This is a genomic window from Pseudomonas triclosanedens (genome assembly GCF_026686735.1).
Classification (GTDB): Bacteria; Pseudomonadota; Gammaproteobacteria; order Pseudomonadales; family Pseudomonadaceae; genus Pseudomonas; species Pseudomonas triclosanedens.
This window is the reverse complement of the sequence record NZ_CP113432.1, coordinates 2885187-2899261: the sequence shown is the minus strand read 5'-3', so window position 1 is coordinate 2899261 and position 14075 is coordinate 2885187. Positions and strand designations below refer to the sequence as shown.

Below are 14075 nucleotides of genomic sequence, written 5' to 3'. Positions count from 1 at the left end.
GCCGGATCACCAGTCGTGTTTTATCCCTATCTGCAGTTCCGAGCCGTGGTGATCTTCCGAGCCACGCTCGGCCGCGACGCTGCCCCAGACGCTGGTGTTCTTCGCGACATTCCCTTGCAGGCCGACCTTGACCTCGTAGCGGTCGCCGGGCAGCCGGTCTTTCACCTTGTCGGCGTTGAACGACATGCTCTGGCTGGACGGGCCGTGCCACCAGTTCAGCTCACCGAAGGGCCGCAGCATGTCCTTGCCGGCATCGTCCTTGACGTTGCCATGTACCCGCACACCCAGGCGAGTGGTCAGGTCGCTGCCGGACATCCCGGTGACCCTGGTGCCGTTATCCTCGGTGTGGGACCCGGCGCTGTAGCGCTGCGTGACGACCTGCGCCTGGGGTTCGACGAACACCTGCTTCTTGCCATCGTCGCGAACCATGAACGAGTAGCCGCCTTCGAGCGAGCCGGTCAGTGTCCGCGAGCGATAGTCCTCCGCCGCCAGCCCCTGGCCCTTGACACGGTTGTCGTAGCTGCCGTGCATGATCCACGCATCCATGTAGGGGCCGGTGAGGATGTCGGGATTGCCGTACCAGGTGCCGTAGACGCCGAGGTTGTAGCCGCTGACCCGGCTATCCGCCTTCAGCGCTCCGTTGTCCACGTTGGAGCGGCTGCTGCCCCAGGAGGCCATCACACCCAGGCGCACACTGCCGTCGTCGCCATCGCTGAAGCGCAGCAGGTCGCTGCCCAGGTGCAGCAGTTGGCTGCGGGAGTTGATGTCCATGCCTCCGGCTCCGTCGCGGCTGGTGTGGTCGCCCAGCACGCGAATCCAGGTCGACTCGTCGGCAAGTTCCTCGAGGCTGCGGTCGTCGGTGCCGGGCGCCTGCCCCTGCCGTTCATGCAGGGTATGCACCGGCATGGCGAGCGCTGCCTGGCGGTTGCCCATGTAGGCGCCCACTTCCGGGCGGTACGGCGACGATGTCGCGGCCGGGGCCGGGTCCGTCGAGCGCGGCTCGCTGGCTGCGCTCTGCTGCGAAACCAGGTACCAGTCATCCTCGACGCCCGCGTTGCCGCCACGGGCCAACCGGTAGTCGTAGGCCCCGGCGGCGAGGGAATCGGCGCCATGACGATAGCCATCGGAAGTCGGGTCGAGCCTGAAGGCATCGGTGGAGGTCGTCGCGCCATTGACGGTTTCCACGACGCGGATGCCCTGCTCGGTATGCGCACCCTGGCCGCCGGCGGATTTCACCACCAGCCCGGTATCGCCGGTCGCGCTGCCACCGTCGACCACCAGTTTGTCGGTTGGCGAGGCATCGTCGCCCAGTTGGGTGCGGATGATCATGCGGCCGCCTTCGCCCAGGTAGTCGCCTTTCACCAGCAGTACGTTGCCGGGTGTGCTGCCGCTCTGGCCGGCGAGGCTCACGACGCCAGCGTTGCTCAGGCCATTGGCCAGGGTGAAGGTGCCGGGAGCGCCGGTCCCGTGGCCGGCCAGGCCGTTGAGCAGCGCCACGGTGCCGGCGTTCTGCACGTGGCCGCTGACGGTGCCCAGCCCGGCTAGCAGCGCTCCGCCGGCGACTGTTACTTCATCCGCGCCGGCACTGCCCAGGGTACGGCCCTCGCCAACGAGTACGCCGCCATGGTTGATGTCGGTACGGCCGCTGTGCCCGACATGCTCGCCAACACCAAGCTGGCCGCTGCCGTCCTTGACCAGGGAGCCGCTGCCGCTGAGTGTGTTGTCCAGCGTCCAGTCGGTGCCGCTGTCGATGCGCAGCACACCTTCGTCGTCTACCTGGGCGGTGCCCAGGTTCTGCGCGGTGCTCACGCTCAGACGCGTACCGGCCTCAAGGCCGAAGCCACCGCTGAAGCCGCTGTTGTCGCCGCTGGCGATGATGTCCGCCGCCGAGTTCAGCTCGACGCGGCCGGTGCCGCTGACGGCATTGCGCAGCTCGCCCTGGGCGCCGGCCAGTTCCAGCGTGCCTTCCGTGGCGATGGTGCCGCTGCCCAGGCCGCTGGCCTGGGACAGGCTGGCCGTGGCTCCGTCAGCGATCGTCGTGCTGGCACTGAGGCCAGGGTTGGCGCCGCTCACGAACAGGGTGCCGCCGTCGATGCCCAGATGCCCGCCGCCGGACAGCACGCCATCGGCGCGCCCGCCGTTATCGATGGCAAGGCTGCCGCCTTGCAGGTCCAGCGATGAGCCCGCCTCGGCGCGCAGCGCGCCAATGCGTTGCGAATGACCGCCCATCCCGGCGCGGGTGCCGGCTTCCAGCCCCAACTCCGAGGTGTGGCCCAGTGCGTTGTCGGCTGCCATTTGCAGGCCGCCGCTGCTGACGCGGGTGGTGCCGCTGTATTCGTTGGTGGCGTTGGACAGCGAAATGGTGCCGGCGCCCGCGTCCACTTCCAGGTTGCCGGTACCGATGACCCGCGCCGAGAGGTCCGCCGCCGCGCCGGTGGCGCCGGGAGTCTGTTGCAGGGTCAGGGTGTGGTCCTGCTGCAGATCGACCTGGCGCAGTCCGTAGTTCACGTAGAGGCCGTCACTCGGAGCGGTGGTCAGCCCGAAGTCGTAGTCGCCGATGGCGACGGTTTCACCGCCCTGGGCGATATCCACCTGTTGCCGTGCGCTGATCACCTGCCCGGCCTGGTCTTGCAGTTCCAGCGCGCCGCCGCTGCCCACTACCTGGCGGGCGGCGACCAGTTGCACGCCGATGTTGCCGTCGTCCTGCTCCAGCAGCGTCGCCGTGTCGATGGTGCCGGGCACGCTGGGTACATAGGGTGACGGCAGGTCGACCTGCACGACACCGGTGCCGCTGGCATCGAGGGTCTGCGCGCTGACGCTGGCGCTGGAGCGGGTAGCGTCCGGCACCGCCGTGCCGAAGTTGGCGGTGCCGCCATTGAAGGCCAGGCCGCCGATCTGCTGCACACCGTTGCCGACGGTGGTGGTGCTTTCGCTATCCATGCGCAGCGTGGCCTGTGCCAGAGCCTGGGTATTCACGCCGGACAGCGAGAACTGCCCACGGCCCATGCCCAGCGTACCCTGGAAGTTGCTGCCGGCGGCGCTGGTGAAGTCGAAGTGGTCGGCCCCCGTGGCCATTTCGGCCAGCAGAGTGCCTTGGCCGCTCAGGGAGTTGGCAAAGGCGAAGCCGCCCAGGCTGGGCGCGACTCTCAGGGTACCTTCCAGGTCCACCGTGGCAGCGCCCAGATGTTCGGCGGCGCGCACCTGGGCGCTGCCTCCGCTCTCTACCTGCAGTTGCCCGGAGAACGCGGAGTTGTCGGCGGTCACGTCGATGTCGTGGCCACTGACCTGTACCGTCCCGGTGCCGCTCAGGGCGTTGTCGAAGGTAGAGTCGTAGGCGCCATCGGTGCCGGAAAACGCAAGCTGCACCGTTGCCGGTCCGCTCACGTCGATGGAGCCGATGCCGGCGGCATCCTGGTGTTTGAGCACCAGCGTGCCCTCCTCGGCCAGGGTGCCGCCCGCATAGTCGTTGGCGCCGCCCAGTTCCAGGGTGCCTTCACCGATCTTGCGCAGGGTGCCGGTATCACTGATGGGGTCGTCATAGATCAGTTTGCGGCCGGCCTCCACCAGTGCATCCACCACGTCCTTGAGTTTCATCCGCGTGGCATGCAGCACGCCGCTGCCGGTAATCAGGGCAGCATTTTCGGCCGTCACGCCGTTGCTATCGGCCAGCGTCAGATCGCCGTCCGCGGTACCATCGCCCACCACCAGGGTGCCACGCAGGGTGACGCCGTTGGTGGACGTACTGTTGCCGTCGCCGCCGAGCATACCGCCAGCCTCCACGACGACCTTGCCGGCGAACTTCAGGCTGGCAAAGTCCAGATGCAGCTCGCCGTCATTGTCGACCACCAGTTGGTTCGCCGCGGTGCCGCTGCGGGTGAATTCGAGGCTGTCGTCGATGCGGGTGGCGCCGTCGCTGACACGCACGGTGCTGGTGCCGGTGTTCATGGCAATCCGCGCGGTATCGACTTGCACACGCTTGAGGTTGACGGTGTCGTTACCCGCCCCCAGGTCGACGGAGTCCGCCGTTGCGCTGCCGGTAAGGGTGACGTCGCTCAGGTTCAGCGTATCGTCGCCGGCGCCGAGCTTCATCGTGGCGTGCTCGCCCAGGGTCAGGTTCATGGCGTCGATATTCGCCGTGTCGTTGCCATTGCCCAGGTCGAAGGCGACGTTGTTCTTCAGCGTCGTGGCGTTCAGGTTCAGGGTGTCGTTGCCGTCGCCGAGGTTTATTTTGACGCCGTCCAGCGTTGCCCGCGGGGCATTGAAGGTGTCAGGTCCATTGCCCATGTCCACGGAGCCGCCGATCAGCCGCGCGTTGGTGCCAACGTTCATCACGTCGTTGTAGTAGCCGAAGGTGTAGGCGATGTCGGTGGAGGAAGCACCGCTGCGGATGTCCACGGTATCGCTGGGGTTCGCACCGGAGCCCTCGCCCATCGAGCCGCTCAGGCCGCCGGTGCCGGCATCGGTGGCGCCAGTCGAAGCAGTGGCGAACTCATACATCCGCACTTCACTCACCGGCACGCCGTTGAGCCTCAGCGCGGTGATGTTGATTCCCTCCGGCACCACGAAGGTGTCCGAGCCCATGCCCATCTCGATCTTGCCGATGGCCTGCCCGTCTTCGTCGGCGGTGATCAGGTCATCGCCTCCCCGAGTGGACAGCCAGCCGCCGTTGAAGATGAAGTTGGAGAGCTTCACATCGCGGTCATGGCGATAGGGGTCGAAACGGAAGGTGCCGCCGGTGAGCTTGATGTGCGAGCCCTCGCCGAAAACCACTGGCGTGTACGCATAGTCGTAGTTGCCGTTGTTGGTCACCGCGACGTAGTTGCGGCCTTCGTAGCTGAAAGCGATTTCCAGCGTGGAGTTCTTCCCGAGCACCAGTTGGCTGCCTGCCTTGCGCGGGTCGTAGAGCAGGAACATGGCGCCGGATTGCTCCGGGGCGCGGTTCAGTATCGGAATGGTCGGATAGTAGGAAGGCAGGTTGGCACTGCTGCCGCCGGTGATCTTGCCGTAGCCGCCATCGACCACACTCAGACGGCCGATGGCCCGATAGTAGCCACCGGTGAGATCCAGGGTACCGCCCTGGAAGCGGAAGTTGTCCGACACCAGGGTCGCACTGTCGGCGGCACCGGCGGCCTTGTCCTTGTAGCCGCCGAGGATGGTGCGGCTGTCCTCGTCCAGCAGGTCGACATCCGCCGATTCGGCAAAGTCGGCCCCGGTCAGTGCGAACAAGGTGCCGATGCAGGTCACAAGGGCTGTTCGGGCAGTACGCCCCACGCTCGAACCATGCGAGGAGACGAATTCACTGGCGACATTCCACAGCCGCGCAGAAGCATTCCAGACAGTGCGATAGAGCTTGTTCATGACGCTCTCCCAAGTACGAAAGTACTCAGAAGCGTGCGCCTGCGGCCTTTGGCTATCTGTCAGAGCAATGCTGAGCTGCGCATCGGAGTGAGTCCGGTATCGGCACTGGATTGACTCAGATCAGAGGTGCAAAACAGGACGTTTCCGGCCCGGCGACAGCCTGAATGCGTGACCAGCGAGCCTGCCGTCGGGGAGCGATGATGAGCCTGGACAAGACAATCGCGGCGATCCTCAGCATTGGTGGCGTCGCTTTCGAGCGGCAGCCGCAATCTGACGCATTGTTCAAGCAACAGCCCCGCCGACTGAGGCACGTTTGCACCTGCCGGCGCAGCTCCCCGATCGGCCTCCGCCCGATGATGACGGACGGCGCATACGGTAGTGGCTACTCGCCAGACTCCGTCGTATAGTGCCGCGCGCAAAACGGGCCGGGGCTGGATATCCGGCTGCGGTCCGCCGCCAGTGCGGTGGTGCGCTCGAACAATTACAACTACTGGCAGTTCCGGCCATCCGCGCTATCCGGACTGAACGGACCGACGATCGAACAATGAGAAAACTGCAATCCATCCAGGGCCTCAGGGGGCTCGCGGCGGTCATGGTAGTGGCCTTCCACTCGCTGAGCATTCAGGCGAAGTACCTTGCGGCCAGCAGCGTCATTCCCGCTTTCGCGCTATTCGGGCAGACCGGGGTTGATCTCTTCTTCGTCATCAGCGGCTTCGTCATGGCAACGACCGCTCTGAACAAGCCCGGCACGCCGGCAGAGATACTTACCTTCCTGCGCCACCGCTTCCTGCGCATCTACCCCGTCTACTGGGTGTTCTTCCTTCTTCTCACGGCTGTGTACCTGCTCCGCCCGGAGATCATCAACTCGTCCCAGGGGGGCAAGGTCGATCTGCTGAGTTCGTTCCTGCTGTTGCCCTCGGGCACCTTGCCCATCCTCATGGTGGCCTGGTCGCTGACACATGAGCTGTGGTTCTACCTGGTGTTCGCGGCGCTGCTGCTCCTTCCGCGCGCCGCCAGGGTGCCGGCCATTGGCACATGGGCGCTGCTCGTGCTGCTCTCCCGCTTCGTCGAATTTCCCCCCGGCGCCTTCCTGCGTGTCATCACGCATGAGTTCACGCTGGAGTTCATTCTCGGTGCCCTTGCAGGGGTGCTGTACATGCGCCCGCGCCAGCATGGGCGATCACGCGGCCTGGGCCTGGCAGGCCTGGCGGCGTCCATCGGCCTGCTCGTACTGGCGATGAAGGGCGACTATCTCGATGGCTCGGATGTACTGGCCGCCATTCCCCTGGGGCGCGCGCTGCTCTTCGGCGGCGGCTATGCGCTGATGATTCTCGGCTTCGCCCTGCTGGAGCGGTCGGTCCGCGTGCCCTCCGCCTGCAGTTGGCTCGGCGACATCTCGTACTCGCTGTACCTTTCCCATCTGCTGACATTGAGCGCCGCCGGCAGGATCTGGAGCGCCATCAAGCCGAGCGCCGCCATTCCGGAGGTGATGTTCTGGGTAGCTGCCTACGCCGCTACCATCGCGGTCGCTTATCTGAGCTATCGACTGCTGGAAGCACCACTGATCCGATCGTCGTTCTACCGTGGCCGCGCGCATTCGGCACGAAACGAAACTCCGCCGGCGCAGCCTGCGTGAGGACGGTCCAGCGAAAGGGCCGCGCTGCGGGACGCGGCGACCAGCAGCGCCCGCTCCGGAGGTGCCGAGGATTGTCGCAGCGGTTTCCATCAAGGAAGACCTGAAGGCGAACGCGCCAGAGCGTGGCAGGCAGATGGCCTCCCGTCGCTCGGCCCGTCCACGCTTTGACAGCAGCGAGTGTCTCGCCCCATTCTGACCAGGCTGCATGACGGCGCGCGAGGCGCCGTCTCAAGGTGCGCAGTCCTCGGCGCAACCGACAGGCCGTTCCGACAAGACAAATAAGAGAGGCATTCGATGAAGTGGTTTCAGGCCGCCGCGGCGCGAAGCAAAGGCGCGCTGCGGAGCAGCAAGTGCAAGGCGCGCTATCGCTCCCGCCTGTCCTTTGCCCTGGCGTGACCGGGCGTGCCTGACTTCTCCCACCTGAACACCCTGTTGGTCGAGCCGGTGATCAGCCAGCTATCCGGCCTGTTCGATCTGAACGGGCGCGTTGGCGTGGTGTTTCTGCTGCTGTCCTATGCGGTCGCCTATGGCCTGTTCCGCCTGCGAAAGCGGCGCGGGCTGACCAAGGCGCCTTCGTTCTGGCAGTTTCTGGGCGGCCATCGGGTCCATTTCCATCGTTCCGCACTGCTGGATTACCGTTATTACCTGGTGCGGGGCATCCTCAACGTAGCGCTGCTGGTGCCCATCGTCGGCGCAGTCGACCCGTACATCCTCCGCTCGGGGGACTGTCTCGCATTCTTCACCAACCTCTGGGGCGCGCGGCCACGCGTGGACGAAAACCTCAGCCTGTCGCTGCTCTACGGGCTGGGCGTATTCCTGGTGAGCGACTTCAAGAACTATTGGGTGCACCGGGCATTTCACTCGCGCTGGCTATGGGCCTTCCACAAGGTGCACCACTCGGCGGCGGTGCTGGTACCGATGACGGCGAGCCGCGTGCACTTCGTGGAGAAGCTCGCGGCGAACCTGGCCGGGACGATTCTGCTCGGCGCCTATGCCGGGAGCTTCTGGTACGTCTGCGGCGGCGAGATCGGCGCCTACACACTCTTCGGCGTCACCTGGCTGATATTCATCTTCAACGCACTGGCGGTGAGCCTGCGTCACAGCCATGTGTGGCTGTCGTTCGGACCGCTGGTGGAGCACGTACTGAACAGCCCGGCCCAGCACCAGATTCACCATAGCGATGCGCCACGGCACTTCGACAAGAACTTCGGTATCAACCTGTCACTGTGGGACTGGATATTCGGCACGCTCTACGTCACTCGCTCGACGCCCGAAGCGCTCCGGTTCGGCTCCGGGGAGCGCGGCGATGAAGGCTACACGTCGATCTACAGCCTGATCGTCACGCCGTTCGTGACAACCGCCCGCAAGCTGCGCAATACAGGAGGCGCACAGGGGCTCGGGCAGGGAACCTCCCAGGCGCCTCATTCATAGCGGGCGCCGGGCAAGGCGAGAAAAAATATTCCGCCTCAGCAAGAATGTTCAAGCCAGCCGACGCTTCGTTCTGGCAACCTGCCGGCTCGAAAGACTGCCAAGAATCACCATGTCCCATTCCATGCTTCCCTCTAGCGCCTTCCTCAAGGGCGCCATCGACATCATGCCGCTGTCCCTGGCGGTGCTGCCCTGGGGCCTGCTCGCCGGCTCGCTGGCCATCGACGCGGGGCTTTCGCCGCTGCACGGCCAGGGGTTGTCCGCCATCGTCTTCGCCGGTGCCGCGCAACTGGTGGCCATCGGCATGCTCAAGGGCGGTGCCGGGTTCTTCTCGATCATGATCACCACGCTGCTGCTGACCTCCCAGCACCTGCTCTACGGCATGACCATGCGTCCGGTGATTTCCGGCCTGCCCGGCCGCTGGCGCGCGGGCCTGGGCTTTCTGCTCACCGACGAATTCTTCGCCCTCACCAGCGGCCACGACCGCGAGACTTTCAATCGCTGGTACGCCCTGGGCGTGGGGCTGACGTTCTATATCGCCTGGAACCTCTTCACCCTGGCCGGCGTACTGGTCGGCAGCAGTATCCCCGGCCTGGAACACCTGGGGCTGGACTTCTCCATCGCGGCCACCTTCGTCGCCCTGATCGCACCAGTGGTGAAGAACGTGCCAACGGTGGTCTGCGTCGCTGTCTCGCTGTTCTGCTCGGTGCTGTTCAGCTACTGGCAGGTGGGCTCGGCGCTGGTACTGTCGGGCCTGGCGGGGATGTTCGCCGGCTTTGTCTGCCAGAAGTTCCAGGGGGTACGCGCATGATGGTCTGGGCAGTGATTTTCGGCATGGGCCTGATCGTGTTCTTCAATCGCTATGTGTTTCTCGAACCGCGCCTGCCGATCCGCCTGAGCAGCAACGTGCGGCAGTTCCTCGGGTTCGCCGTGCCGGGAATGCTCACGGCGATCTGCGGGCCGATCGTGTTCCTGCCCGAGCATCAGTTGAACCTGCGCCCGGACAACCCGTACCTGCTGGGCGCCATCGTTGCCGTGGCGCTGGTGCTGTGGACACGCAACGTGCTGCTCAGCGTGGTGCTGAGCATGGGGGCCTTCTACCTGCTGCGCTGGTGGCTGTAGAGGCGTCACTCGACCATCCGCCAAGCCCCCGCGCCCGCCGATTCATGGCAGGCTGGGCGTCGCCTTGCCCTGTACCGGGAACAACGACCGGAGCCGTTGCCACCGCGCAACCGGCTCTGGCGCACTCGACGCGATCACGCGAGCCAGGACGCCCCCATGCCCCACCCCCGCTATCTGCTGCTGACGCTTCTCGCCATGCTGGCTTTCGCCGGCAACTCCCTGCTGTGCCGCCTCGCCCTGCGCGAGACGAGCATCGACGCTGCCAGCTTTACCGGCTTACGCCTGCTTTCCGGGGCGGTCACCCTTCTCGTCCTGCTGCGCCTGCGCAGCGGTGGCTGGCGGGCCGGCGGAGACTGGCGCGGCGCATGCTCCCTGTTCATCTATGCGGCGGCGTTTTCCCTGGCCTACGTGCAGATGAGCGCGGCCAGCGGTGCGCTGCTGTTGTTCGGCGCGGTACAGGCGGGAATGCTGGTGGCAGGCTACATGAAGGGTGAGCGACTGCACGGCTGGCAACTGCCGGGGCTGGCGCTGGCCCTGGGCGGCATCGTCGCTCTGCTGTTGCCCGGCGCCAGCGCGCCACCGCCAGGCAGCGCGGCGCTGATGATTCTCGCGGGCCTGGCATGGGCGCTGTACAGCCTGCGCGGGCGGCATGGTGGCGATCCGCTGGCGGCTACCACCGGCAACTTTCTGCGTAGCGTGCCGCTGGCCGCCGCGATGTGCCTGGCGCTATCGCTGAAACTCGATGTCGATCTTCACGGCGCGATCTATGCGGTGCTCTCCGGCGCGCTGGCCTCGGGCGTCGGCTATGCCATCTGGTACAGCGCCCTGACCGGCCTGGGCGCGCTCCAGGCCGCATCGGTGCAACTGAGCGTGCCGGTGTTCACCGCCCTGGGTGGCGCGCTGCTGCTCGGCGAAAACCTGACCTTGCGCCTGGGCCTGTCGACGCTGGCGGTGCTGGGCGGTATCGCGCTGATCCTTGCAGGCAAGCGTAAAGCGGCGTGAAGCCGGCTCACCCATCACTCAGTTCTCGTTCGCGCAATCCAGCCCCCACGCCCGATAGCGCAGGCGATGCAGTTGCCCGGCGCTGTCCTCGTAGGTCATCTCCACCTCGCGGATACCGCAGAAGCTCAGGTCCGCGGGCCGCACCACGCGGTGAATGTCCAGTAGCTGGTCGTAGTGGTAGTCCTGTGCCGGCGGTACGCCGTCTGTGGCGAAGGCGCTCCCGGCAAGCGCAAGGCAGGCCACGGCGAGCAGCGTTTTCATGAGCGCTCTCCACCCGGCTCGCGCGGCATGGCGCCGCCGGTCATGCTGGGCAGCACGTCGTCGCGGCGGATGAGCCGGTGGAACAGTGCGGCGGCGAGATGCAGGAGGATGGTCAGCAGCAAGGCGTAGGCGATGACGCTATGGGCGCCGCGCAGAACGGCGTGGAGCTGTACCGAGGGCTGGACCAGCGCGGGCAGCTCGAAGCCACCCCAGAGCACCACCGGGTAGCCGCCGGCGGACTGCATCGTCCAGCCTACCAGCGGCTGAGCCAGCAGCATGGCGTACAGCGCCAGGTGCGAACAGTGCGCGGCGAGGCGCTGCCAGCCGGGCATGTCGCCGGGCAATGCGGGGACCCGGTGAGTCAGGCGCATGGCGATGCGCAGCAGCACCAGTACCAGCAACGCGGCACCCAGCGGCTTATGTATGCAGACCAGCACGGCATGGCGTGGCGAGACGCTGGCGACCATGCCCAGGCCGATCAGCAGCATGGCCAGTACCAGGGGCGCCATGACCCAGTGAAGAATGCGCAGGGACAGCGGGAAGTAGTCCGGTTTCATCAGTGGGCCTCCTGGGCTTGTTCGCGGGTACGGCGATTGAAGGATTCCGAGTAGGCTGCCGAGCGCGCGCTAAGCAGTGGATCGTCCGAAGCGCGGATGCCATCCGGGAGGATCAGCGGGTCGTAGTTGACGTCACGGCAATCGCCACCGATTTCCGGTTGCAGGCGCTCAATCACCAGTTCACCGGCATCCACCTGGCGACGGCTTGCGGGCCATGCCTGGGTGGCGTCGGCGGTGCTGTCACCGGGTTCGCCCAGGGTGAAGCGCAGGTGCCAGCGCAGCGGGCCGGCGGCGATGCGCTGGGCCAGCTCGGCAGCGAGGAAGTCGGCGTCGCCACGCTTGTCGGCGGCCAGTGGCTCTACCGCTGCCTCGGGCTGCACGGACCAGCGCACAGGCCGCTCGCGCCCTTCCCGGTCCACCAGATAGAAGGCGTTGAGGCTGTAATAGGCGCTGTTGGCGTAGCTGGAAGTCGGCGTGGAGGACTTCGCCCAGTCGCGGAATGCCTGGGTTTCCGGATGCGCCTTGAAGAACGCGGCGGCCTTTTCGGGGTCGGGCTTGCCGCTGCCCGGCTGTGGCGCCGTGGCCTTCTGCAATGCGTGGAAACTGGCGACATCGCGGACGACGAAGACCGGCATGGCATTCATGCCAGTACGCCACTCCTGGCCATCGTCTGGCAGGAAGCGCAGTGCCAGGCTGCGGATCGGCGCGGCGCCATCGCTCGCTCTTGGGTTGCCGCCGGGAATGGCGAGACGCCCGACCACCGGCACGCGGCCAACCGAGAACAGGCTGGCACGGGACAGCTCGGCCAGCGCACCATTGCTGTCGAAGTGGCCGGTCACGCACAGGCCCTTGGCATGGTTGCGCCGGAAGCCGGGGTAGATGCCACTGTTGTGCTCCAGGGTGTCGATGACCGTGTCCGGCGTGAGCCGCTGCGGATCGAGCCAGCCGGCCACATAGGCGAAGATGGCGGCCGTACCGAGCACCACGGCGCCAATGAGGGCCAGGCGCAGCGGTTTGTTGGGACCGGCGGGCGGTGTATCTGTCATTTCCAGCTCCTGGGGCCTGGATCCGTTCGATGCCTGCCTGCGTTCGCTCCGTGAGCTACGCTCGGCATGCCCTCGACCGGGCTCGGCGGCGATGTGCATTGAGCCGGTACGACGCACCGCGGGCCGGGTTATTCCCGAAGTCCAGCAAGAATATTTTTGCCTCGGCGGTGGAATAGACTGCCGTAGCGTTCGTCCTTACCGCACCAATCCACCATTGCCTGGCGTACCGATGCACTCACTGGACGACCACTCACTGCGCGAACTGCTGCCCCCGCTGCGACGTTTCGCCCTGTCGCTGACCCGCAGCGCGAACAGTGCCGACGACCTGGTCCAGGCGACGCTGGAGAAGGCGTTGTCGGCCTGGACCGGCCGGCGCGACGACGGCGATCTGCGGGCCTGGCTGTTCTCGATCCTCTATCGCCACTTCATCGACGGGCAGCGCCGCGCGCGCCGCTATGCGCGCATCCTCAGCCTGTTCGGCGCGGACAGCACGGTGAGTGCCTCGCCCGAAGAGATCGTCAGCGCGCGTTCGACCCTGGAAGCCTTCGAGCGCCTGCCCGCCGAGCAGCGCGCCCTGCTGACGCTGATCAGCGTCGAAGGCCTGAGCTACCGGGAGGTGGCCGAGGCACTGAATATTCCCCTGGGCACCGTCATGTCCCGCCTCTCGCGCGCCCGCCAGGCGCTGCGCTCACTGAGCGAAGGACAGGCAGCGACTCCCTCATTGCGGGTACTGAAATGAACGAACGCGCACCCGACGAGCACGACCTGCACGCCTACCTCGACGACCAGCTCGACCCGGCGCACCGCCAGTGGGTCGAAGCGTGGTTCGCCACCCATCCGGAGGACGCCCGCCGCCTGGAGGGTTGGAGGCAGGATACCCAGCAATTGCGAGCAGCTTTCGCCGGCCAGGGGCGCGGGACGACTCCCGAGCGACTCGACCCCGCACGGATTCGCCAAGGCATCCGGCAGCGCCGGCGAACCCGCCTGGCCACGGCAGCAGCGCTGCTGGTGGCACTGGGAGTCGGCGGGTTTGGCGGCTGGCAGGTACGCGACAGCAGCCTGGCGCGAGGTGTGCTGCCGATGGAGGATGCGGTCCAGGCGTACCGCCTGTTCGCCGACGCCAGCCAGAGCGGCCTCGATCTGCGCGATGGCGGCGAGCTGCGCGACTGGCTGGCCCGCTACCTGAAGGACGCCCCGCCGCCACCGGCGCTGGAGCGGGTGGGCCTGAAGACCGTCGGTGCCCGTCTGCTCGCCACCGAACAGGGCGCGGCAGCGCTGGTGATCTACGAGGACGGCCAGGGCCGCCGCCTTACCTTCTTCATCCGCCCACCGGGACCGCGCCATGAAACGCTGCCGCAGGGGCAACGCACCGATGGCGACCTGCTGACGCGCTACTGGAGCCAGGGCGGCTACAACTACGCGCTGGTAAGCCGCAGCGACGACCCGCAGGCCGGTGCGGTGGGAAAAATGGTGGGGTTCTAGCGCGGAAGCCTCGCAAATTTGCTCTGCGTAAGGTGAGTGGTGTGCGATACCCATGCGGATGGTGCACGGAACGATGGGTATCGCTGCGCTCCACACCATCCTGCGCCGAGGTCAATGGCAGGCTCTGGTGCTTGCCCTGGCCATGTCTGTAAAAACCCGAGCGCAGGAACAGCAGAACGCTCT

11 protein-coding genes are annotated in these 14075 nt (G+C 66.4%); 7 read left to right on the top strand and 4 right to left on the bottom strand.

The annotated features are described in order from the left end of the window. Nucleotides 1-6 precede the first annotated feature (6 nt). A complete protein-coding gene (locus tag OU419_RS13530) occupies nt 7-5358 on the bottom strand; it encodes an autotransporter outer membrane beta-barrel domain-containing protein (protein WP_254474390.1) in 5352 nt (1783 codons plus the stop codon). Between the two features lie 544 nt (nt 5359-5902). Between OU419_RS13530 and OU419_RS13525 the strand changes: the two genes are divergently transcribed. The 5 genes from OU419_RS13525 to OU419_RS13505 all read left to right on the top strand — a co-directional run bounded on the left by OU419_RS13525 (nt 5903) and on the right by OU419_RS13505 (nt 10546). Next, the gene (locus tag OU419_RS13525; protein ID WP_254474392.1) at nt 5903-6994 is read left to right on the top strand and encodes an acyltransferase family protein; all 1092 of its coding nucleotides are present in this window, start codon (nt 5903-5905) and stop codon (nt 6992-6994) included. A gap of 402 nt (nt 6995-7396) precedes the next feature. After that, a complete protein-coding gene (locus OU419_RS13520; RefSeq protein WP_254474394.1) occupies nt 7397-8425 on the top strand; it encodes a sterol desaturase family protein in 1029 nt (342 codons plus the stop codon). A 109-nt stretch (nt 8426-8534) separates the two neighbouring features. After that, complete coding sequence (locus tag OU419_RS13515; protein ID WP_254474396.1) at nt 8535-9233, top strand: AzlC family ABC transporter permease; 699 nt, start codon at nt 8535-8537, stop codon at nt 9231-9233. After that, nucleotides 9230-9544, top strand: coding sequence for an AzlD domain-containing protein (locus tag OU419_RS13510; RefSeq protein WP_254474398.1), 315 nt, complete (start codon nt 9230-9232; stop codon nt 9542-9544). The genes OU419_RS13515 and OU419_RS13510 overlap by 4 nt, the downstream gene beginning before the upstream one ends. A gap of 156 nt (nt 9545-9700) precedes the next feature. After that, complete coding sequence (locus OU419_RS13505; RefSeq protein WP_254474399.1) at nt 9701-10546, top strand: DMT family transporter; 846 nt, start codon at nt 9701-9703, stop codon at nt 10544-10546. A gap of 18 nt (nt 10547-10564) precedes the next feature. On the opposite strand, the gene OU419_RS13500 is transcribed toward OU419_RS13505, so the two are convergent. The 3 genes from OU419_RS13500 to OU419_RS13490 are packed head-to-tail and all read right to left on the bottom strand — an operon-like array spanning nt 10565 to nt 12410. Continuing rightward, nucleotides 10565-10807: a DUF2790 domain-containing protein gene (locus tag OU419_RS13500; protein WP_254474401.1), complete on the bottom strand. Its 243-nt coding sequence runs from the start codon at nt 10805-10807 to the stop codon at nt 10565-10567. Continuing rightward, entirely contained in the window at nt 10804-11364 is a 561-nt protein-coding gene (locus tag OU419_RS13495) for a cytochrome b (RefSeq protein WP_254474403.1), read from the bottom strand. Before OU419_RS13495 ends, OU419_RS13500 begins: the two co-directional genes overlap by 4 nt. Further along, nucleotides 11364-12410 carry a catalase family peroxidase gene (locus OU419_RS13490; protein ID WP_254474405.1) on the bottom strand — a complete coding sequence of 349 codons (1047 nt, stop codon included), beginning with the start codon at nt 12408-12410 and terminating at the stop codon, nt 11364-11366. The genes OU419_RS13495 and OU419_RS13490 overlap by 1 nt, the downstream gene beginning before the upstream one ends. 229 nt (nt 12411-12639) lie before the next feature. Between OU419_RS13490 and OU419_RS13485 the strand changes: the two genes are divergently transcribed. Both OU419_RS13485 and OU419_RS13480 read left to right on the top strand, forming a co-directional pair. Continuing rightward, nucleotides 12640-13149, top strand: coding sequence for a sigma-70 family RNA polymerase sigma factor (locus OU419_RS13485; protein ID WP_254474407.1), 510 nt, complete (start codon nt 12640-12642; stop codon nt 13147-13149). Next, nucleotides 13146-13892 carry an anti-sigma factor family protein gene (locus OU419_RS13480; protein ID WP_254474410.1) on the top strand — a complete coding sequence of 249 codons (747 nt, stop codon included), beginning with the start codon at nt 13146-13148 and terminating at the stop codon, nt 13890-13892. The genes OU419_RS13485 and OU419_RS13480 overlap by 4 nt, the downstream gene beginning before the upstream one ends. Nucleotides 13893-14075 lie beyond the last annotated feature (183 nt).